Source organism: Erwinia sp. 2186 (assembly GCF_057812255.1).
This window is the reverse complement of sequence record NZ_JBSZSZ010000002.1, coordinates 37,785-57,764: the sequence shown is the minus strand read 5'-3', so window position 1 is coordinate 57,764 and position 19,980 is coordinate 37,785. Positions and strand designations below refer to the sequence as shown.

The 19,980-nt window shown below is 53.0% G+C and carries 20 protein-coding genes; 7 read left to right on the top strand and 13 right to left on the bottom strand.

Going from position 1 to position 19,980, the window contains the following annotated elements; all coding sequences use genetic code 11:
• Window positions 1-8 precede the first annotated feature (8 nt).
• Genes ACXKZG_RS23840 through umuC form a run of 3 tightly spaced genes read left to right on the top strand, consistent with a single transcriptional unit; the run spans window position 9 to window position 4,884 of the window.
• Entirely contained in the window at window positions 9-2,894 is a 2,886-nt protein-coding gene (locus ACXKZG_RS23840; protein WP_001138082.1) for a Tn3 family transposase, read from the top strand.
• Between the two features lie 6 nt (window positions 2,895-2,900).
• Entirely contained in the window at window positions 2,901-3,812 is a 912-nt protein-coding gene (gene umuD / locus ACXKZG_RS23835) for a translesion error-prone DNA polymerase V autoproteolytic subunit (RefSeq protein WP_488876439.1), read from the top strand.
• 37 nt (window positions 3,813-3,849) lie between these two features.
• Window positions 3,850-4,884 carry a translesion error-prone DNA polymerase V subunit UmuC gene (gene umuC / locus ACXKZG_RS23830; RefSeq protein WP_316248559.1) on the top strand — a complete coding sequence of 345 codons (1,035 nt, stop codon included), beginning with the start codon at window positions 3,850-3,852 and terminating at the stop codon, window positions 4,882-4,884.
• A 403-nt stretch (window positions 4,885-5,287) separates the two neighbouring features.
• On the opposite strand, the gene ACXKZG_RS23825 is transcribed toward umuC, so the two are convergent.
• Entirely contained in the window at window positions 5,288-5,539 is a 252-nt protein-coding gene (locus ACXKZG_RS23825) for a hypothetical protein (RefSeq protein ID WP_128755156.1), read from the bottom strand.
• Window positions 5,526-6,320 (bottom strand): ParA family protein, encoded by a 795-nt coding sequence (locus ACXKZG_RS23820; RefSeq protein ID WP_187493225.1) that lies wholly within the window; start codon window positions 6,318-6,320, stop codon window positions 5,526-5,528. The genes ACXKZG_RS23825 and ACXKZG_RS23820 overlap by 14 nt, the downstream gene beginning before the upstream one ends.
• A 421-nt stretch (window positions 6,321-6,741) precedes the next feature.
• Here ACXKZG_RS23820 and ACXKZG_RS23815 point away from each other — a divergent pair, with 421 nt between their 5' ends.
• Both ACXKZG_RS23815 and ACXKZG_RS23810 read left to right on the top strand, forming a co-directional pair.
• Window positions 6,742-6,921, top strand: a complete 180-nt coding sequence (locus tag ACXKZG_RS23815) for a hypothetical protein (protein ID WP_192073408.1) — start codon at window positions 6,742-6,744, stop codon at window positions 6,919-6,921.
• A gap of 61 nt (window positions 6,922-6,982) precedes the next feature.
• A complete protein-coding gene (locus ACXKZG_RS23810; RefSeq protein WP_192073409.1) occupies window positions 6,983-7,432 on the top strand; it encodes a hypothetical protein in 450 nt (149 codons plus the stop codon).
• Window positions 7,433-7,485: 53 nt separating this feature from the next.
• Here ACXKZG_RS23810 and ACXKZG_RS23805 read toward each other — a convergent pair whose 3' ends face one another.
• Both ACXKZG_RS23805 and ACXKZG_RS23800 read right to left on the bottom strand, forming a co-directional pair.
• Window positions 7,486-8,241: a hypothetical protein gene (locus ACXKZG_RS23805; RefSeq protein ID WP_244641256.1), complete on the bottom strand. Its 756-nt coding sequence runs from the start codon at window positions 8,239-8,241 to the stop codon at window positions 7,486-7,488.
• A 437-nt stretch (window positions 8,242-8,678) separates the two neighbouring features.
• The gene (locus ACXKZG_RS23800) at window positions 8,679-8,891 is read right to left on the bottom strand and encodes a hypothetical protein (RefSeq protein ID WP_192073410.1); all 213 of its coding nucleotides are present in this window, start codon (window positions 8,889-8,891) and stop codon (window positions 8,679-8,681) included.
• Window positions 8,892-9,804: 913 nt separating this feature from the next.
• Between ACXKZG_RS23800 and ACXKZG_RS23795 the strand changes: the two genes are divergently transcribed.
• Both ACXKZG_RS23795 and ACXKZG_RS23790 read left to right on the top strand, forming a co-directional pair.
• Window positions 9,805-10,473, top strand: coding sequence for a recombinase family protein (locus tag ACXKZG_RS23795; protein WP_192073411.1), 669 nt, complete (start codon window positions 9,805-9,807; stop codon window positions 10,471-10,473).
• The gene (locus ACXKZG_RS23790; RefSeq protein WP_110412217.1) at window positions 10,454-10,852 is read left to right on the top strand and encodes a hypothetical protein; all 399 of its coding nucleotides are present in this window, start codon (window positions 10,454-10,456) and stop codon (window positions 10,850-10,852) included. Before ACXKZG_RS23795 ends, ACXKZG_RS23790 begins: the two co-directional genes overlap by 20 nt.
• Window positions 10,853-10,884: 32 nt before the next feature.
• Here the strand turns inward: ACXKZG_RS23790 and ACXKZG_RS23785 are convergent, their stop codons facing one another.
• From ACXKZG_RS23785 to ACXKZG_RS23745, 9 genes are all read right to left on the bottom strand, one after another.
• Window positions 10,885-12,393, bottom strand: a complete 1,509-nt coding sequence (locus ACXKZG_RS23785) for a conjugal transfer protein TraG N-terminal domain-containing protein (protein WP_110412218.1) — start codon at window positions 12,391-12,393, stop codon at window positions 10,885-10,887.
• Window positions 12,393-12,758, bottom strand: a complete 366-nt coding sequence (locus tag ACXKZG_RS23780) for a hypothetical protein (RefSeq protein ID WP_110412225.1) — start codon at window positions 12,756-12,758, stop codon at window positions 12,393-12,395. Before ACXKZG_RS23780 ends, ACXKZG_RS23785 begins: the two co-directional genes overlap by 1 nt.
• A gap of 14 nt (window positions 12,759-12,772) precedes the next feature.
• Window positions 12,773-14,227 (bottom strand): integrating conjugative element protein, encoded by a 1,455-nt coding sequence (locus ACXKZG_RS23775; RefSeq protein WP_140034358.1) that lies wholly within the window; start codon window positions 14,225-14,227, stop codon window positions 12,773-12,775.
• 9 nt (window positions 14,228-14,236) lie between these two features.
• Complete coding sequence (locus ACXKZG_RS23770) at window positions 14,237-15,211, bottom strand: TIGR03756 family integrating conjugative element protein (RefSeq protein ID WP_187508902.1); 975 nt, start codon at window positions 15,209-15,211, stop codon at window positions 14,237-14,239.
• The gene (locus tag ACXKZG_RS23765) at window positions 15,211-15,606 is read right to left on the bottom strand and encodes a TIGR03757 family integrating conjugative element protein (protein ID WP_192073412.1); all 396 of its coding nucleotides are present in this window, start codon (window positions 15,604-15,606) and stop codon (window positions 15,211-15,213) included. The genes ACXKZG_RS23770 and ACXKZG_RS23765 overlap by 1 nt, the downstream gene beginning before the upstream one ends.
• A gap of 238 nt (window positions 15,607-15,844) precedes the next feature.
• Window positions 15,845-16,102: a hypothetical protein gene (locus ACXKZG_RS23760; RefSeq protein WP_313701544.1), complete on the bottom strand. Its 258-nt coding sequence runs from the start codon at window positions 16,100-16,102 to the stop codon at window positions 15,845-15,847.
• A gap of 215 nt (window positions 16,103-16,317) precedes the next feature.
• Window positions 16,318-16,713 carry a hypothetical protein gene (locus ACXKZG_RS23755; protein WP_192073413.1) on the bottom strand — a complete coding sequence of 132 codons (396 nt, stop codon included), beginning with the start codon at window positions 16,711-16,713 and terminating at the stop codon, window positions 16,318-16,320.
• On the bottom strand, window positions 16,710-19,559 hold the full coding sequence (locus tag ACXKZG_RS23750) for a conjugative transfer ATPase (protein ID WP_192073436.1): 2,850 nt from the start codon (window positions 19,557-19,559) through the stop codon (window positions 16,710-16,712). The genes ACXKZG_RS23755 and ACXKZG_RS23750 overlap by 4 nt, the downstream gene beginning before the upstream one ends.
• On the bottom strand, window positions 19,559-19,975 hold the full coding sequence (locus tag ACXKZG_RS23745; RefSeq protein ID WP_110412167.1) for a TIGR03751 family conjugal transfer lipoprotein: 417 nt from the start codon (window positions 19,973-19,975) through the stop codon (window positions 19,559-19,561). The genes ACXKZG_RS23750 and ACXKZG_RS23745 overlap by 1 nt, the downstream gene beginning before the upstream one ends.
• Between the last annotated feature and the right edge of the window lie 5 nt (window positions 19,976-19,980).

The following is a 19,980-nucleotide window of genomic DNA, read 5'->3' as shown; positions in this document are numbered from 1 at the left end:
GAACATGTATGCCGCGTCGCGTCACTCTAACCGATCGGCAGAAAGACGCGCTGTTGCGCTTGCCGACTTCACAGACGGATTTGCTCAAGCACTATACGCTGAGTGATGAAGACCTTGGGCATATCAGGCTGCGTCGGCGCGCTCACAACAGGTTCGGCTTCGCCCTGCAATTGTGTGTCCTGCGCTATCCCGGCCGGGTGCTGGCTCCAGGCGAACTGATCCCTGCAGAGGTCATCGAATTTATCGGAGCGCAGCTTGGCCTGGGTGCCGACGATCTCGTAGACTATGCTGCCCGCGAGGAAACACGGCACGAGCATCTTGCCGAGTTACGGGGGCTCTACGGCTTCCGCACCTTCTCCGGACGTGGTGCGAGCGAGCTGAAGGAATGGTTGTTCCGAGAAGCCGAGATGGCGGTGTCGAACGAGGATATCGCCCGTCGCTTCGTAGCCGAGTGCCGACGCACCCGCACTGTCCTTCCCGCGACATCCACGATCGAGCGGCTTTGTGCCGCGGCTCTCGTCGATGCCGAGCGACGCATCGAGACGAGGATCGCCAGTCGGCTGCCTATGTCGATCCGAGAACAGTTGCTGGCATTGCTCGAGGAGACGGCTGATGATCGGGTGACCCGTTTTGTGTGGCTGCGCCAGTTCGAGCCTGGCTCGAACTCTTCGTCGGCCAACCGGCTGCTCGACCGGCTCGAATATCTGCAACGCATCGATCTCCCCGAGGATCTGCTTGCCGGCGTTCCTGCCCATCGGGTGACTCGTCTGCGCAGGCAGGGTGAACGGTATTATGCCGACGGCATGCGCGATCTCCCGGAGGACAGGCGGCTTGCGATCTTGGCTGTTTGCGTCTCGGAATGGCAGGCGATGTTGGCCGACGCAGTGGTCGAAACCCACGACCGGATCGTCGGCCGTCTCTACCGTGCTTCGGAGCGTATTTGCCATGCAAAGGTCGCAGACGAAGCGGGGGTGGTGCGTGACACCCTGAAATCCTTCGCCGAGATCGGGGGCGCCCTGGTCGATGCACAGGATGATGGCCAGCCGCTGGGCGATGTCATCGCGAGTGGGTCAGGGTGGGACGGCTTAAAAACCCTTGTTGCAATGGCAACCAGGCTGACCGCCACCATGGCCGACGATCCGCTCAATCATGTGCTCGACGGTTATCACCGCTTCCGCCGATACGCTCCACGCATGTTGCGCCTGCTCGATCTGCGAGCTGCGCCCGTTGCACTGCCGCTTCTGGAAGCGGTGACGGCCCTTCGTACCGGTTTGAACGATGCCGCGATGACCAGCTTCTTGCGGCCCAGCTCGAAATGGCATCGCCACCTTCGGGCCCAGAGGGCTGGCGACGCTCGCCTATGGGAGATCGCGGTGCTGTTCCATCTGCGCGATGCGTTCCGCTCCGGAGATGTCTGGCTTACTAGGTCCCGGCGCTATGGCGATCTGAAACACGCACTCGTTCCGGCACAATCCATCGCGGAAGGCGGTCGTCTCGCTGTGCCATTGCGGCCGGAGGAATGGCTGGCAGACCGGCAAGCTCGCCTCGACATGCGGTTGCGCGAGCTTGGCCGTGCCGCTCGCGCAGGCACGATCCCGGGCGGGTCGATTGAAAACGGCGTTCTGCATATCGAGAAACTCGAAGCCGCCGCGCCGACAGGCGCCGAAGATCTGGTGCTCGATCTCTACAAGCAGATCCCGCCCACGCGCATCACCGATCTCCTGCTGGAGGTGGATGCGGCGACCGGCTTCACCGAAGCGTTCACCCATCTGCGCACAGGAGCACCCTGCGCTGACCGGATCGGGCTAATGAACGTTATCTTGGCGGAAGGGATCAACCTCGGCTTGCGCAAAATGGCGGATGCGACAAACACCCACACCTTCTGGGAATTGATCCGCATTGGACGGTGGCATGTCGAGGGCGAAGCCTATGACCGGGCGCTGGCCATGGTGGTCGAGGCACAGGCAGCGTTACCCATGGCCCGGTTCTGGGGCATGGGCACGTCGGCTTCGAGCGACGGACAGTTCTTCGTCGCTACAGAGCAAGGTGAGGCCATGAACCTGGTCAACGCGAAATATGGCAATACCCCGGGCCTGAAAGCCTATAGCCACGTCTCCGACCAATATGCGCCGTTCGCAACCCAGGTGATTCCTGCAACGGCAAGCGAAGCGCCTTACATCCTCGATGGCCTGCTGATGAACGATGCTGGACGCCATATCCGCGAGCAGTTCACCGACACGGGCGGCTTCACCGATCACGTCTTTGCCGCATGTGCCATTCTCGGCTACCGGTTCGCTCCGCGCATCCGCGACCTGCCATCCAAACGGCTCTACGCGTTCAATCCGTCGGCCGCCCCGGCGCACCTGCGAGCGTTGATCGGCGGAAAGGTCAACCAAGCCATGATCGAGCGCAATTGGCCCGACATCCTGCGCATCGCCGCCACCATTGCTGCCGGGACCGTCGCGCCAAGCCAGATTCTGCGGAAACTCGCCTCCTATCCGCGGCAGAACGAGCTCGCGACAGCCCTGCGGGAAGTCGGTCGCGTCGAGCGCACCCTGTTCATGATCGACTGGATTCTGGATGCCGAACTCCAACGGCGTGCCCAGATCGGGCTCAACAAAGGCGAAGCTCATCATGCGCTGAAGCGGGCAATCAGCTTCCACCGCCGCGGTGAAATCCGCGACCGTTCCGCCGAAGGCCAGCATTACCGCATCGCCGGCATGAATCTGCTCGCCGCCATCATCATCTTCTGGAACACCATGAAGCTCGGCGAGGTCGTTGCAAACCAGAAACGCGATGGAAAGCTGCTATCGCCCGATCTCTTGGCCCATGTTTCGCCGCTCGGATGGGAACACATCAATCTCACCGGAGAATATCGCTGGCCAAAGCCTTAGCGTAGGATTCCGCCCCCTCCCGCAAACGACCCCAAGGTAAAGGTACCGCTGTACGCAGATCCCTGCTCAGCCGGCTTTCCCTCCCCTGCTCAGGATTATGTAGAGAAAGAGCTGGACCTGAATGAACTCTGTATTCGCAGACGGGCGTCCACATTCTTCGTACGGGCCAGTGGCAACAGCATGCAGGAGCTGGGGCTTTATGACGGTGATGTTATGGTGGTCGATCGCGCGGAGCCACCCACGCATGGCGACATCGTCATTGCCGAGGTTGGCGGTGAGTTCACAGTTAAGCGCCTGCAGCTGATCCCGAGGGTGGCACTGCTGCCAATGAATCCTGCTTACGCCGCCATCTATCCGGAAGAGCTTCCGCCGGCAAAACAGCAGATAGTCTGTAGCCGCAGCTTCGGAGAGCGCATTACTACAAAAACAGCCATGCAGCAGGCACTGTGTCAGTATGCTGCACGCGCAGCGGAAAAGCTGCGCGGGGAATGTCAGTACTCTCGCAACATCTGCGTGTTTATCCGGACGTCACCACATGCAAGCGGTGAGATGTTTTACGGAAACAGCACCGGTGAGAAGCTGACACTACCAACACAGGACACGCGGGACATCATTGAGTCTGCGATGCGGTCACTCGATCGTATCTGGCTTGAGGGGCGCCGGTACATGAAAGCCGGCATTATGCTTGATAACTTCACGCCGAACGGCGTAAGCCAGCTAAATCTGTTTGACGATAATCGGCCACGGGCTAACAGCGCACAGCTGATGAAGGTATTGGACGGCATTAACCAGTCAGGACTGGGAAATGTGTGGTTTGCCGGACAGGGGATTAGCATGGAATGGAAAATGAAGCGTGAAATGCTTAGCCCTGCCTGGACCACGCGCTGGTCAGACATTCCTAAAGCACGTGTGCTCTGAGGCGGTTATTAATTAAGCTGTTGAATCTGTATTCCACATAAACGGCGATATGAGCAATCGTATGATGTCGATTCTTGGGGATATGGCACCTGGTCAGGAAATTTATTCGATCGACGAAAGCTTTTTGGACTGTACCGGTATTGCCAGTTACATGCCTTTAGAGGAATTTGGTCTTCAAATGCGTAGCCGTGTTAAGAAAGAAACCGGATTAGTAATTGGCGTTGGTTTTGGGCCTACAAAAACCTTGGCTAAGCTGGCTAATCATGCGGCTAAGAAATGGAGTAAAACTAATGGCGTGGTTGATCTCTCATGCCCGGAACGTCAGCGCAAACTGATGGCGATAGTTGACATAGATGAAGTCTGGGGTGTCGGAGGGCGTATCAGAAAACGGCTGGAGGCCATGGGCATTAACAAGGTGCTGGATCTGGCTAATTGCAACACCACGATGATAAGAAAAAATTTTAACGTCGTTCTTGAGCGTACAGTTCGAGAATTGAATGGAGAGTCCTGTATAGCTCTTGAAGAGGCTCCCCCACCCAAACAACAGATTGTATGCTCCAGGTCATTTGGACAGCGCATAACTGGGCTGGAGGACATGCAGCATGCGGTTGTAACGTATGCCACCCGAGCGGCAGAAAAAATTCGAGAGCAGGGTTCAAAATGTAGGCACATCAGTGTCTTTATAGCCACTGGCCGCTATGGCGATGAACCTCAGTATGCTAATACTTCATCCTTAACCTGTGAATATCCAACCAGTGATACGCGTGACATCGTGGGTTTTGCTATCAGGGGCTTAGATAGCATATGGCGTGATGGTTATCGATATGCCAAAGCAGGCATCATGTTAGGTGATTTTTACCAATCCGGAATCGCACAGCTTGATATGTTTAGTGAAAACCAGCCTAAAGCCAATGCGGATGCCTTGATGGCAGCTCTGGATACAATCAATAAATCCGGGCTTGGGAAGGTTTGGTTTGCCGGGCAAGGAGTTGATAACCCCTGGCAGATGAAAAGAGAAATGCTGTCGCCCAGATATACAACAAGCCTGAAGGAATTGCCCATCGCTAAATAATACACCTAGCTATATAAAGATGGAGCTGATCACATTTATGTTAGTTACATCATTCTAATAAAGTGTTTAATGCACTAGGAGCTTTAACTTCAAGATTTGTATCGTATTTAATTCTATTATGTATATACATATACATATACATAAATCTGCATTCAAGTATACCCATTTGTATATACATAAGAGAGCTCGATGAGATTGCCTGTTCTTTAGTTAACGTCAGGAAGTTAAATTGACTAGGTTTTATGTATATACATTTGCATATGCATAAATCTGCATTTAAGTATACCCATCTGTATATACATAAGAGAGCTCGATGAGATTGCCTGTTCTTTGCTTAACGTGAGGAAGCTAAATCGATGTGGCGCAATGTATATTCATTTGTATATACATTGCGCTACTAAAATTATGTGTTTTCAACAAGTAGCTGAGCAAGCTTTTCAATGAACTTATCGTCTTCAAGATAACAAGCTGCCCTGAGAACTCGCGAACGAGTAATGTTTTTTTGAGGCAATTTCTCCTGAACTTTTTCAACCAGCATCGACAGAGCGTCATCATCAAGGCCAGTCAGCCGAAGATTCATTTGTTTGCCAGTAGTAATATTTCTTCGCTCAGTTACACGCGTGACACCCTTAGCTATACGATCACTTCTTGCCACTTTCAGCCTCCTCAATCTGCTGCAGAAGCTCTTGTGTTAGCGCTTTATAGTCACGGTAAGGACGTTCGTTTTTAGCAAACATCATCACTGGCCGATGAACCTCGGTAGCCTGCTTAAAAAGTTCGCTCTGACGTATTTCAGTTTTTGCTACTCTGTAACCAGCATCACTGATGTAACCATCAATAGCTTTTTTCATTTTTGAGTGGGATTCGTTAACTTTTGTCTTTACAAGTGTATATACAAAATCTTCGTTACGTCTTACTTCTCGTACCACCTGGAATAAATCATCTATACCTTTCACAGCCCTGCGATCCATGTCTACAGGCACGACAATTTTATCGGTTATAAGAAGAGCATTCTCAATACTTAGGTCGATAGCTGGTCGAAGATCGATAAGTATAAAATCGTATGTTGTTTTAAGTCTGCTTAGTCCTTCGTCCAGAATATTTAAACGGTGACGAAAGCGTTCGGCACTACGCGCCTCAACAGCAAGGGTAATGTCGGCAGGTATGACATCTAGGTTTTGAATAACGGTTTCACCATCAAGAGCGGTATAAACCAGCTTGTTTGTATCAAACTTGGGGTCTTCAAAGAGATCGGTGATTGTAAAATCCTCCTCACCTCGGCCAACGTCATCACTAAGGTTACCCTGATGATCCAAGTCAACTAGCAGAGTCTTATAACCTGCAGCAGCCAGTGCGCAACCCACAGCAATACAGCTGGTTGTCTTAGCCACGCCACCTTTACTGTTTGCAAAAGAAATTATGTAGGGCTTTTTCATTTGGAGTCTCTATGTATATACAAAGGTATATGCATATTACAGGCACTATGCTAATTGTCAATGTATATACATAAGTATATGCATGAAAGATTAAGTGTGTATGCACGTGTATATACACAAATTTTTTCATATTGTTGATATATAGGTATTTTGTAGAAAATATCTGACTGTATTTCATATCAATGTATGGGTGAGTTTTAAGGAGAGAGCTCATTTTGTGTGGTCTTTAGAGGGGAGTAGGGGAGGGGGCAACGTTTCTACTATAGCTACGTTATTCGGCTGATAATCAGTACACTCTGAATTATCAGACGCCGTCTGAATTTGCAGCGAGCTGGAGAAATGGTAATTCTGAGTGTGAAGGATCCGACATTACTAACTGACTTTTGTATTTAATCCTGGGGGCAGGTCATATGCACTGTTCATGCAGGATGAAAGGATTCCGTATCTGCTGACCGAGTTGCTTGACGAGAAGACTACTATGGCTGAGATTATGCAGGTTATTGGCAGCGTTAACCCTGACATATTGGGCGGAACTCAGCGGCAGGAAGCAACCCATGCTTTGCTCGAAGCAATCCTTGCTCAAATATCTGGTATCTTATAGCCAGTCCAGAAAGCACATCAAAATTAATTTTTTTTATTCAAAGACAGGTAGCGATAATAAAATGACAACTTTAGATAATGTTTACAGGAAGTTTGGTCAAGCATCTGAAGCAGCGCAGCTGCTGGAGGTTGAATTAGTTAATGTGTGTTTAGATTATGGTTTTAAAAGCGGACAATGTGTTGATGACATGAGAAAAGAGTTCGAATTAATTGATAGATTTACGCTTGAAAAACTAATTAAAAGATTAAAGAGTTTAGGTGTTATAAACGAAGAAAACTGCGTCCTCATTGAAAAAGCTAAAGAAGCAAGAAATGATCTTTCTCATAACTTTTATCGTAGGCATGGTTTTAGACGATTAAGTGAAGAAGGTTGTCAAATAATGCTAGAGAATTTGGAGGAACTTCACTGGAAAATTTTTGAAGGATACCGGCATGTTCTACTCCTATCAAATATTGATATCCCGCGTCTTTCAGATAGCCATGAAGAATATAAAAGATTTGAAAATCAATAAGTTAAACTGAATTTAGCATTAGCAATAATTCCAAGTGATGCCGGTGAAATATATTAGAGGATTTTATCAAATAGATCATTTTTCCAGTCATCATCATCATTTGAAATATAGTGAGGCCTCCATTCTAAACTCTCCCAACCATACACAAGGAACATGATCGAGAAAGTTTCTTCATAGTGCCCTATAGAGTTAGGACCAATATTTACTTTTTCAAGAAATCCCACCGTATTAAGGAATGGAATCGCTATCATGATCTCTTGATACGATAAATTTAGCCTAGATTTAATAGTTTTTAAAGTTACCGTAGAGTGTGCTTTTCCGCCAGAACGTACCATAAGTACATACAGGTAAATCTTTAGAGCATTTAACTCAACTAAATTTCTATTACCTATTGATTTAAAAGGTATTATATCTCCATGCTCATTGATAAAGCTTCTATATGGAAGTTTGCACCAATGTCCATTTGAAGTATTAAATCGTGATAAAGATAACTGGCCTTCATTTTTTCTACAGTTTAATAAGACATATGTTTTTTTTCTATCCCCAAGAATCTCAATAACTTTATTTGTCTCAAGGCACTTAAGACCTTCACTAATAAGTTTTCTGCTCAATGAGCAGTATTCATTTATTTGATCGTATGTAAGTGACGAACTATAAATGCCCTGTTCATTTTTTTCAGATTTTAAACAAATCAGAATGAATATTTTTAAAGCTGAGACTCCTGTCGATACTTTATTTCTTTTTAAGTTTTTTAAAAAACAAAGATCACGCATCACATAATACGGCATTGGTTTCCATAGAGGTGTCATATCATTGCCCCAGTACAACGTAGTAAACAAGTAATAGAACGGCAAGCGATAGCGAGAGCCTAGTCAGTTTGTCGGAAATTTTTGCTACGCGCTCTAACAACTTTACCTTATTTTCTAATGACATAGCCACATCCTCGTTAATGTGCATTTCGATTTTTAACGAGTATGCCGGGTTACTAAAAAGACTGTAAGTCTTTTTAGTAACCTCTTTCTAGAATAAGAGGTTGAAAAAATTCTTTCTATTCAATGGTATAGTTATAATTTATAGTTCACGGCAGTACCATTATAGTTCACTAAAACGAGTAGATATTGAAAGCCTAGATAGACAAATGAGTCATATCAGAGCTTTTGCAGTTTGAATTGAGTTAGAAAGGACAATTGCAGTATTTTCGTCATGAAATGGAAAAGCCCCCTCAACGGGGGCTTCGCCTTTACTTCTACTTCGCTAGAGGAGGGGGAGATGTCATCGTCACATTGCCGTTTATCACGTTTCCGTTAATGACGGTCACATGGAAAAGCTGGTTTCCAGTAAAGCTCATTTCTGGCTTTCCTGGTTCCGGAGATTGCCCCACGACATGCAGCATCAAACTTACCAATACTGCAACTGCGCCGTTTTTCACCTTACTAACATTACTCTTCTTCTTACTCATCTTACTTACCTCGCGGGTTAGGCGAGCTGCCGTCAGTAAGTGTGTAGGGGACACCCAATCAGGGAAGACCAGATTGTTGAATTCACAGTCCCAGCTCAGAAAGTGGGTTCATCACTTAACCCCCACTCACCTCGCTAAAGGCGCAAATCACCCGGTATTTTATCGTATTCATCAATCGGTGATCGTCGTCGTCCACCGATGATGCGCTTAAATTAGCGTGCTAGCCCCTCGCTAAGAGGGGCTGCACAAAATGAATTACACATGCTGGCATCCTCTTAGTTGGTGACATGATAGTTTCCATAAAGAATCGAACTTGTTGCTCCTGCTCAATCTTCATGAACGATACGACTAGGTCGCACTATAGTTGTCTCGGTTAACATAACGATGGTTACTGAATTTGCTGTTATATCAGCATGTTCAAGTTTAACCCTGGCTGAGCTGCTTTATTCAACTTCTCTGTTGAGTGAATACAAGTAACAGGCGGATTATACGATTCTTCCTCTAACATACAAATCAAATTTATGGTTAGGCATTGGGATCGTCAGAACTTGCTCAACATGTGGGAAGCTTTCCAATACTTGACGTTGGCGTCAATTTGTTCAACAATTGTGTTGTTGAATTCACGGTCCTAGTAGTACCTACTGCAGTTAGAGCATATAAGCTGCAAGTGAAATCAAGCGCTAACTTGTTTTTACTAATATGTAGTTTTAATGCCTCTGCAGCATGTGGAACCAAGCGCTAACTTGCTTCCACCGGAAAACCGCCCACATGGGGCGGTTTTTTTGTCATTTATGAATGACATTTGAGTATACCCAAATGTCACCCCCTAAAAATAGGCGTTTTTACCTTTAAGTCATGATATAAAAGTCATACTATCTTTAGTCATAACCTAAAAGTCATTTAGGGGTAAAAAATGTACATTTTTGCTTATCTGCGTGCTTCCACGCGAGAGCAGGACGCTGACCGCGCCAGAAATCGTCTTCAGCAGTTTGTTGCCGAACGTGGACACCGGATTGCCAGTTGGTACGTTGAGAATGTATCTGGCGCGTCACTGAGGCGACCTGAGCTGATGCGACTGCTTGAGAACGCGGCTCCGGGTGATGCGATACTGATTGAACAGGTTGATCGCTTATCCCGCCTTGATGATGATGGCTGGAAAACACTTAAAGAGCTTATAAGCAGTAAAAGCCTGTCGATCATCAGCCTGGACCTGCCCACAAGTTATATCGCGTTCGAGAACCATCGCGGAGACGAATTCACGGCCGCCATGTTGCGCGCTATAAATGCAATGATGCTGGATATGCTTGCAGCTATTGCACGCAAAGACTATCAGGACAGACGTCGCCGGCAGAGCGAAGGAATAGTTAAGGCAGTAGAGAGCGGAAAATTCAAAGGTCGTCAGCCGAATCTTCAGATGCATCAGAATGTCATTAAGTTGCGTCTGCAAAACGGGATGAGCATCAGGGAGACAGCTTCAATATGCGGCATCTCAGAGCGTCAGGTGATTAGGATTACGCAGCGCCATCTCATTAACAGTGATCCGGAAGGACAGGGGGGTGAGAGTGAACAAAACAGCATTTAAAAGAGGAGCTAAGGCGGCTGCATTCTATAAGAGCGTTTCCAGAACGGCCAAAACTCTCAATTCAGCTTCAGTAAGTTGGACTGTGCGGCACGGCATGCCGTCTTTTATAGGACGCCTGCCTGTACCTCTTATCGGAATCATATTAGCCATATTAGTACTTATGAGCGGGCTGGTTTTAGGCACTATCGTGCTTTTGAGCTGCGTTTTTATTTACATGTTAAGTAACATCATCATTGCAAGCTCTGAAGATTCTGATACTTCTGAGCCTTTAGCTGGACACCAATATCGTGATGGCAATGAAGGGTTTGGTATGTACAGTGGTCCTGAAAGCGCAAATGTCACATCGTCACGGCTGGATTTAGATGATGAAGATGACTAAGAGCAGCATCCTTGCCGCTTGTGATCAATTTTTTAGAGCTTAACTGCTTTTTTTGCTAATTCAGCTGCACTACCTCCTGCTTGCTGTACTTGCGAAGTTCCGTTTCTGAGTGCGCCATCGAGTGCACCACCCACTCTGATACCTGCCCATGAAAGCGCACCCATCCAGAACGCCGGCAGCACCAGAAACATGGTTGCCATCACGAAGTTCATGATCAGATCATCCGAACTATTCTGGAAGCCGGCCATGTTGAAGCTGCTGTGCGTGTCCGAGCTGTAGAGCGCCGTCAGCAGCCAGCTGTCCAGCCAGCGCGCCAGCTCCCACCAGAACGTCAGGAAGTTCAGAGCGAATACCACAAACGTCAGCGTGATAACCGTCTTAATCTCATATGCTGAGAAGGCCAGAATAAGCGGCAGAACCACCACCACGGCCATTAGCAGTACGGCCTGAACCATAGGCAACGCCTGCCGCATGGCGTCAAACGCCGGAAATGCCGCGACGCTTCCCAGCGCGGTTCCGCCGATCGCCGCGACGCGCGACACCGAGTTATCCAGGGTGAAATCCGCATTGCCGCCGTAGCCGGCATAGACGTGGCCGCCCTGTGAAACCGTCAGGCTTTCCGGGCTCACCAGGCGGCGTATTACGGCCTCCCGGTAGTCGGTCGCATTGCCGCCGATCATGGTCATGGCCGCCGAGAGGCGGGTCCATAAGCTCGGATCAGCCTGGTCCACGACGCGGGCCTGAAGGCCGGTTTCGGCCTTGCTCCACCATTCGCTGCAGGTCGGATAGCCGCCCCGGCCGGTGTCCGGCCGTCCGCTGTCCCGGCTTTCGCTCCACGGAAATGCGGCGCGGGGCGTTTTTGACTGCAGGCTGCCGTAATAGCTGCCAAGAAACGTCTTACTGCCAATCCACTCAATGTCGCGCAGGGTGGATTTATCCTTCGTCTGCCCCTGATCCTCGCGCTTCCACATGTACAGTGCCAGGGAATAGCAGTCGTTGGTGAAATCCTGCAGCTCCTCGGCGAGCCCCTTGTTATTTATGCGCGTATGCTGCACCTCAAAGCGGATCTGGCGCATGTCAGGACGGCAGGGAATAGTGGCGACGGACGCCTGAGTAATACCCTTTGCCAGCTTGTGCATCAGATACCACCACACGGGAGCGGCGGCCGTCTGGTCGTTCAGGCTGGAGATCACGGGCGAATAGCCGGTGTCGTCCGGCGCCTTGGGAGTCCAGGTGCCACACGTCTGCGCGCGGGAGGCATCATATTTGATGGTGCTCATGTCCACGTTCATCAGCGGCATGCAGCAGGCAATTATGACCAGAAAGGAGGTGTAAATGGCGTGCTCCATCCGGGGAATGGACAGTGCGCCCTTGTTTCCCTCATCTTCACCTTCCTCCCGGACCTTCAGCCAGATGCCGATAAGACGAAAGGCCACCGGGGCGGCAAAAAGGCCGGTACTGAGCAGGATATTCCACAGGCCGTTATTAATGACCCAGCCGAGCAGGGTCAGAAAATACTCCAGGTAACTGTTAGTCAGCATTATGACGCTCCCGTGCCGCTGAGCAGCACCAGTTCACACACCAGAGCAAAAATAACGCTGACGGCGGCAATCCGCATAAGCGGCTGCCGGTACTGCGACCTGAAGCCCGGCGCGCGCAGGATTTTCAAAAATCCCCACGTCAGGGCGCCGTATATCGTCAGGCGCCACATCATCCAGCCGTATTTCGCCTGTTCCATCCACTTGCTGAAGGCGGCCGCCTGGTCAGGATTTTTGATCACACTGTCTGCCATAACCATCGCGCCCAGCATCAGAACCAGCAGCGTGCCGGCAATAATCAGCGTGCGCTGCAGAACGGGATGACGACGGAAAAACGAGGCGCGGCGCGCCTCCTTTACAGGTTTCATGGTGCGGGCCTCGCTCATTTGCTTTCAGTCTCAGGCACCGCCAAGCGGTTCATGCGGCTGTCAGTGTTGTCATCGCTTTGGGTCTGCGGGTTGCTGTTTACGCGGCCATTTTCGCGCTCGATAATGGTCAGCACGGAGTTGCGGGACAGCTCGCGTTTGAGCTCCATTTCGTTACGCAGCGCGGTAATTTCCCTGTCGATGGCAGTTACCCGGCGGTCGCCTTCTTCAATGGCGGCTGTCTGGGAGGCGGCGTTCGGCTCTGACATGCCGGTGACGATCATACGGCGCATAATCAGCGCCGTTTCTACCGTATCAGCCATTGCCAGCTCGCCCGCAAGCCGGGCTGTGAGTGCGGCATTGTCAGGATCACGCTGCAGCGCCCTGATGACGCCGGCTGTGATTGGCAGGCTGCCGGTTTTAAGCTTCGCCAGGTTGGTGGCGTTGGGCGGCTCAGATCCGTTAACCAGTTTCACAAGCTGATCCGTATTCTCTTTTGTTGTTTCCTCAAGAATGGGGGCAAAGCCGGTGCCGGCCTGAGTGGCTCCCGGCTGTTGTTCGTCATCGCCACTGGTGCACTGGGATGCATCAGCGCAGGTACGCAGTGAGCTGTCGCCAACCACCTGGACCACGGCTTTTGCCGCCTCTTCTGCGCTGCCATATTTTGCGCACGCACCGCCGTTGCAGCTGCTGTTGCTGATTGGCGTGTTGCTTAACACGGGCTGGCTGTTCATCATGTTGTAGCCGGCGGCGGCCAGATCGTGCGTAGGACGAATGGCCGGCTGATTTTGCCCGCCGCGCTTCTGTCCACCTATCCAGTTCTGTCCGGACTTGCCCTGCAGCTTTTCAGAGGCGTTGTTAACGCGTACCGCGTCGGCATCGCCACTGTTGACAAGCGATTTATACTCATCCATGACTGCGCTCTGGTTCCACTTGTTGTTGCCAGCAAAGTTCATCATGCGTTTGGACATGTTCTGACAGTTAAGCTGGGCCTTATCAAATGCAACGCTTCCCTGCAGCACGCCATTGGTCAGCATGTCGTACAGGCCCGGATTGGCGCGCTGTATTACCATGGCCGGCAGGCTGGCGACCGCGCCGGTGGCCCCCTGAATAACGTCGCTCATCAGGTTTTTATAGCCGCTGGTCACGCCGTTCAGCTGGTTACCCACTGTAGTTTTAAGATCGAAATTGCCGCACATCAGGTCACTGCTCCAGCCTAAATCCATTCCCAGTTTGCGCATGCTGCTGCGCGTGGCTGGCTGGGAAATTACGGAGCCTCCGCCGAGGGTGTAATAGAGCTTGTCAGATACCGCGCCGCTGACGTTTTTGCCGTAGCCGAACGCACTGTCGTTGACCGACGGCAGTGAAATGCCAAATGCGCCGGACCGGTTATCGTCATCAGCCTGTGCCATGCCGATCGATATGCTGACCAGGACAGCAAGAAACGCTGGCCTCAGTGTGGTTGTGTTCATGGTTGCCTCTTAAAAATTGGTTGCATACAGAAAGGTCTGGCCGCGACGTTTGCAGCAGCTGTAGGGCTGCCAAAGGGCATAGGCTTCGTTGCCGTCCTGCGCCGTGGGATAGGCGCCGTCGGGGAATACGGCACAGGTAGCCGACAGCGTGGGCGACAGACGCTGCCATTTATGGTTAGCCGTGCCGGTGTTTTCTTTCACCTCGCCCGGCGGCCAGTAGCCCGGCTTACGGGTGCCCTTCAGCTGCTGATAAACGTGGATCTGCCCGGATCGGGTGATGATGTCGGCCACGCGCTGGGCGACGACGGCGGAAGCCTTGTCATCGTCCGTCTGGCTGACGAAGCCCGATCGTGGATAGAGGTTGCCCCACATGTTGGCGGCGGCCTGGCTGCCCAGCTCGCGCTGTCCGGGAATAAGCGCCTCCGGATAAAGCGATTCCGGCAGGCCCGTGCGCCACATAAGCGAATCGAGGGTGCTGAGGAAGTAGGGGTTAAATGCCCGGGCAGCGGTGTCGCAGGAGTAGCCGGCGATGCTGCCGCCAATCAGGGAGGTCGCCGGATGCCCGATGGCGTCTGCGTATTTAAATTTGATGTTTGACTGACGACGCCCTGCGTCCTTGATGTCGGCGGCATTCCCTCCGCCGGCGGCCGCGCCGCTGGTCAGCCCGCCGTCAACCACGCCGGCAGCCCCGCTCATAAAGGCCATTTCATGCCAGGGATTGCCGCCCGGTCCGGTGTAGGTCGATACCACCACCTCGGGGATGTAGTGCGTCACCTTAACCGAAGTTTTGACCGAGCAGCCAAAGGGCGTACACATCAGCCAGTAACAGACGCCACTCACGCGCCAGCTGATACAGTCCTGCGTCACCGCGCTGGCGATAATCCCGGCGGTATTGATGGCGGCAAACGTGGCGGGCGCGGCGGCCACGGCCAGAACCGAGGCCGTGCCGGCGGCGGAGAGGTGCTTTCTGAATGACCCTGGCATCAGCCTGCCCCCTGCGTGCGGTGCAGGCTGGCCTGCGCCACGTCAGCCGTGCCGTATACCACGTCCCGATCATCAAATACGACGGCAGGGTACTTGTGCAGGCCAATTTCCCAGGCGTGGACCACCTGACGATAGGCGCCGGCAATTTGCGCCTGCTTCCGGGGCCAGTCGGGTGACTGAATGACCTGCTGAGCCTGCAGAGCGGCCTGCTGAGGATCTGACGACAGATCACCGAATATGGCCTGCTGCAGACGATCTGGCCCATCCAGCCAGACAACTTCAGTATCGGCGGTAAGGTTCAGGGGAGGGTGCTGAGCGTCGGTAAAAACGACGGTGCCTGCCATTACCTGGATCGGTATCAGCAGGGAAAAAACCAGGAGTGTCCTGATGCGCATTGCAAATCTCCGTCACGGGTATCAGGATGCCAGCGTGACAGCGTGTGCTCAGGTATTCAGCAGTAAACTCTATTTCGGATTTTGAAAATTTTCAGATCACACCAGAATTCGGCACCTGAAAAAAAGTATGCGACAGAACATTTGTAGTGACAGGTTTAACCAGGATGGAAAATTGCCTCCTGCGCTTTCAGGAGGCATTTGGACAAACAGATAAATGCTGGACAGTGCAGATTTACTGTTAAATTTTCTTATTCATCTGAGCCATGCCAATGTCGAACTTATGATTTTTTGCTGCGTCCAGCACCTCTCCGAGCCCCTGACGTTCAGGTCCGTCCCGGCCATCAAGACCCTCGCCTTCAGAGCGATTAAATTTAACAAATTTATAAATGGTTTCAACGCAAAACTCAGCCAGTTCGGCTCGCGAGCTGGCACTATCATTTTCGCGATTGTTTAAAAAATTCTCCAGTTCCTGAGCAATACCAGTTGTATTTTCCACTAAGTAACCCTCTTTGTGATTTATTGAAATAACATGATTGGATCATTGTTGATTAGTGAAGTTAATGTATTCAAGCATTTGGGAGCAAGATGAGACCAAGTGTTAATTGAAAGCGGATGTTAATTAACGCGGATTAAAAGATTTGATTTGATGTTTTGTAATTGCAAAAAAAACCGGCCAGATCGGCCGGCTAATTGATGCATCTGAGGCGGGCATTACTCCTGAAAAACACTGCTAACCCAGAGCGTCATATAAACCATATCCGCCGCATCGGGCACGTTGACGTACCAGCGAGGCGAGTCAAATTCATTATCCAGTGGCAGGCTGGCACGACCTTCCTGAGTCAGAAGAATGTCTACACGCTTTCCCCGGCCATCTTCCAGATGAATGGCAACACAGCTGTTTTTCCCGATCCGGTGAGGGTTACAGGTAATGGCGACCGGCGGCTGCAGGCGCTCCTTCAGTGCGCCTTTCATCGCCTCAAGCCGCTCCTGGGTACTCTGCGTGGCTACAGGCTCACCCTGAGGATACAGACCGAAAAGAGTCGGCGTGGGCGTCTCATCGGCCGCGGGGGTATGTGTTACAGGGCTCGCGTATTTAAGCTTAATCATGCGGTCAGCTTCTCTCTTTTATCGTTGTATTCCGGCATCCCAGCCGACTCAGCCGTCATCAGTCCACGCAGACGATCCAGTTTTCTTGCTACGAGAATAGCAGCATCGAGCTCTGAACAGTTATGTTTACGCATCAGTGCCTTGCGCTCCGCTTTCTCTTCCTTCTCCGTCATGCCCAGCGCCAGAAACAGACTGGGCGGTACGGCCCGGAACAGCGCCTCAATTTTTTTCGACAGCACCACGCCCTCGGTATAGCACCCGGAAAGCTTGCTGGCGGAGAGCAGCACGGACTTTTGCTCCTCGGAAAGCGTACGGAAGCGGGCGATGTCCTCCACCTCTTTTTTCGGCATAGTCAGGCAGATCCACCATTCGGCCATGTTCAGCATTTTGCCTGCAGCTGCCGGGTAATCCTCAAGGTTCTGGGTGGCAAGCCAGAGCCAGGCACCGAGCTTACGCCACATCTTGACCACCTTGGTCATGTACGGCGCCAGGAGGGCGTTAACGGTCACGATATGCGCCTCATCCACCGTAAACACAATGTCGCGCTCAAGGTACTGGTCGCGCTCCGCGATGTTGTTGATGGTGTTGGTCAGGGAAACCATGGTCAGCGCCATCTGGGCCTCGTACCCCTCGCGGGCAAGGTGGCCCAGGTCGATGAGCGTGACGTCTGCCTCCGGCCACAGCGATCCTTCCTGATTAAACAGCTCAGCCTCAAAGCTGCCGGACTGGGTAAACATGCCCAGCGATTCCGCCATCTCCGCCGCCTTTGCCCGGCGTGATTCGTTACGGGCCTGCCCGCCGTCGGCGGCCTCATCGGAGGAAATGCGGTTCAGGGCGTTCTGCAGGTCGCTGGGCAGCATCTGCCGGTTTTCATCCAGGGTCTGTCGGGCGGCCATCAGCAGGGCTTCGCGGATCATGGCCCGGTCGGCGCGCCTGAGCGCGGCGTCTTCCTTCGGATCGCCGCCGGTGATCATCATCCGGGCGGAAATTTCCATTTCGCCCAGGATGTCGCGCTTTTCATTGTCCTCGCCCTCGTCGTCCTCATCGATCTCCGGCAGGTCGCTTTCGGCCACCGCCAGCGGCGGGGCGTCGCTTTCAAACAGCTTGTGCGCGTCGGCGAACGGCGGCAGGGTCACGCCGCTGCCCGGCTTGACGCTGACCTTGTTCACCGTAAGACCGAGGCTTTCAAAGTAGTCCGCCGTCAGGCCGAAGCTGTTGCCGGCCTCAGCGATAAACAGGCGCGGGCGCTGTACGGCCATCAGCTGGCAGAGCATCGAGCACAGGGTGGCCGACTTGCCCGCCCCGGTTGGCCCGAACAGCAGCATGTGCGCGTTCTGCGAACGGTCGTGTTTGTTCAGGGGATCGAAGTTCAGCACGTCGCCGCCCCGGTTAAAAAAGCTGAAGCCCGGGTTGCCGGTGCCGGTTTCCCGGCCGGTCACGGGCAGCAGGCCGGCCAGGTGCTGGACCCACGTCAGTCGGGTGTACCAGTTCTTTTTGTCGTGCTGCGGGTTAAAGCACATCGGCAGCGCGCGCAGCCAGGCATTCAGCGGGCCGACCTCGTGCTCGGCGCGCACGGGCTGCAGCCCCTCGTTGAGCAGCACCGTGGAAAGCTCGATGCGCTTGCGGTTCATCTCCTTCATATCCCTGGCCTGCAGGAAAAACGTGATGCCGGCGCGGTACAGCTTGTGCCGGTTGCCCAGCAGCTCCTTCACGGCGGCCACGTCCTGGCGTACGCGCCCCGACTCGGTATTTTCCCCGATGGCGTTCTTTGCCAGCCGGTTAAACTTCTCCTCAAGAGTATCCTGCGGCTCCGCGATGATCGTCATGCACAGCATGGTGCCCTCGGGAAACATGTCCATCAGGGCGTTAACCTTTTTCTCGCCCCGGCTTTTCTCACCCGTCAGCGTGCCGGGCTCGGGTGGCTTGCGCAGCCGCTCAACCGTCAGGGCCGAGTGGGCCAGGTTATCCAGCCACCACACGCCGTTTTCCACGTCCGAGCGCGGCGGCGTGAACAGCAGCGTTTCGGAGAAGTCGTTTTCCACGGGGATCATGCCGTCGGGCGTGTTGCGGGTGTCCTCGTAGGCTGCCGCGCGGTAAAACTGCTCCCGGTCCATGCCTTCCGGCGCCGGGTTAAACAGGCGCAGGAGCCAGGCGTGCACCTGCAGGCCGTTCTGCCGCGTGCAGCCGATGTTGACGCTGGAGAGCGCGCCGCACAGCCTTTCGCACGCCTGGTTCAGCATGCCGACCGGCGGCATTACGTCGCGGTTGTTTTTCTCCACCCAGCGATATACCACCATGCGGGTCCGGCGCTGCTGGCCGCGCCACGGCTGGCCGGTGATTAGCTTGTCCACAAACAGCCCCTGCGGGCGAGCGATGCCGCGCAGGTGGCTTTCGGTTTCCTTCAGCCACGCCTCGGTAAAATCCGTGTGCTGCGCGTGCGGCTTAACGTACCCGCGCAGCCTGTCCAGATAGGCGTCCACGTCGTTTTCGTCCTGGCAGAAAAACTGCACGATCCAGGGGTTCGCTTCAATGTCGTCAAAGCTGTCCTGCAGCGCGTCTTCAACCACGTCCCGGATCTGCTCCAGACGCGTGTCGGGACGCCCCTCGGTGGCAACCGGGGTGATATCGTACACCGCTCCGACCGAGACGCCGTCGTCCAGCAGCAGGCACTGATCCTCGTCCAGGAACTCCGCCCACGGCAGGTAATCCACGATCGACGGATTGTGCGAGTACACCTGCCTTTCGTCGCCCTGCGTCATTTTTCCCGGGCGCGCTAGCGGCTCCGGGCCGTCCTGCTCCGGCGCATCCTGTCCGGCCGGCCGGTTTTTCCTGAAGAGTCCAAACATCACAGCGCCTCCGTGCGTTCACCAGGCATCGCGTACTGCGTCTGGTCATAGAAAGGGAAAACGGTGCTGTAGCCCGGCACGGGCGTGTTGCCCTGCGCCAGGTGCGGGAAAACGTACATCACCATGTCGGGATTCGGCAGGCGCGGGAACTGCTGGCTGATCTCCGACTCCTGGGTGCGGCTGTAGCTGCGATCGTCGCCGGCCGCCGCCTGTTGTTCGTTATCGGTCAGTGCGCGGCGCAGGGCGGCGCGCCCCTCCACGCCGCGCGACGGGCCGCTTTCGCCGTCCGTGCCCTTCCACAGCTCCAGCATGTTGCTGTCGCCCGCCGGAAGCATCTCATCCTTTGACGTGGAGCAGCCCGTCAGGGTGGCGGCCGCAACCAGTACAAAAACGCCGAGCGTTACTGAAATCTGCATGTTAT

What these genes read in the sequence shown, in the direction of transcription:
- ACXKZG_RS23800 (WP_192073410.1), bottom strand. Translation starts at nt 8,891, where the DNA reads ATGAGTAAGAAGAAGAGTAATGTTAGTAAGGTGAAAAACGGCGCAGTT.
- ACXKZG_RS23765 (WP_192073412.1), bottom strand. Translation starts at nt 15,606, where the DNA reads ATGCGCATCAGGACACTCCTGGTTTTTTCCCTGCTGATACCGATCCAG.
- ACXKZG_RS23840 (WP_001138082.1), top strand. Translation starts at nt 9, where the DNA reads ATGCCGCGTCGCGTCACTCTAACCGATCGGCAGAAAGACGCGCTGTTG.
- ACXKZG_RS23770 (WP_187508902.1), bottom strand. Translation starts at nt 15,211, where the DNA reads ATGCCAGGGTCATTCAGAAAGCACCTCTCCGCCGCCGGCACGGCCTCG.
- ACXKZG_RS23750 (WP_192073436.1), bottom strand. Translation starts at nt 19,559, where the DNA reads ATGTTTGGACTCTTCAGGAAAAACCGGCCGGCCGGACAGGATGCGCCG.
- ACXKZG_RS23745 (WP_110412167.1), bottom strand. Translation starts at nt 19,975, where the DNA reads ATGCAGATTTCAGTAACGCTCGGCGTTTTTGTACTGGTTGCGGCCGCC.
- ACXKZG_RS23785 (WP_110412218.1), bottom strand. Translation starts at nt 12,393, where the DNA reads ATGCTGACTAACAGTTACCTGGAGTATTTTCTGACCCTGCTCGGCTGG.
- ACXKZG_RS23815 (WP_192073408.1), top strand. Translation starts at nt 6,742, where the DNA reads ATGCAGGATGAAAGGATTCCGTATCTGCTGACCGAGTTGCTTGACGAG.
- ACXKZG_RS23775 (WP_140034358.1), bottom strand. Translation starts at nt 14,227, where the DNA reads ATGAACACAACCACACTGAGGCCAGCGTTTCTTGCTGTCCTGGTCAGC.
- ACXKZG_RS23795 (WP_192073411.1), top strand. Translation starts at nt 9,805, where the DNA reads ATGTACATTTTTGCTTATCTGCGTGCTTCCACGCGAGAGCAGGACGCT.
- ACXKZG_RS23820 (WP_187493225.1), bottom strand. Translation starts at nt 6,320, where the DNA reads ATGAAAAAGCCCTACATAATTTCTTTTGCAAACAGTAAAGGTGGCGTG.
- ACXKZG_RS23780 (WP_110412225.1), bottom strand. Translation starts at nt 12,758, where the DNA reads ATGAAACCTGTAAAGGAGGCGCGCCGCGCCTCGTTTTTCCGTCGTCAT.
- ACXKZG_RS23805 (WP_244641256.1), bottom strand. Translation starts at nt 8,241, where the DNA reads ATGACACCTCTATGGAAACCAATGCCGTATTATGTGATGCGTGATCTT.
- ACXKZG_RS23755 (WP_192073413.1), bottom strand. Translation starts at nt 16,713, where the DNA reads ATGATTAAGCTTAAATACGCGAGCCCTGTAACACATACCCCCGCGGCC.
- ACXKZG_RS23810 (WP_192073409.1), top strand. Translation starts at nt 6,983, where the DNA reads ATGACAACTTTAGATAATGTTTACAGGAAGTTTGGTCAAGCATCTGAA.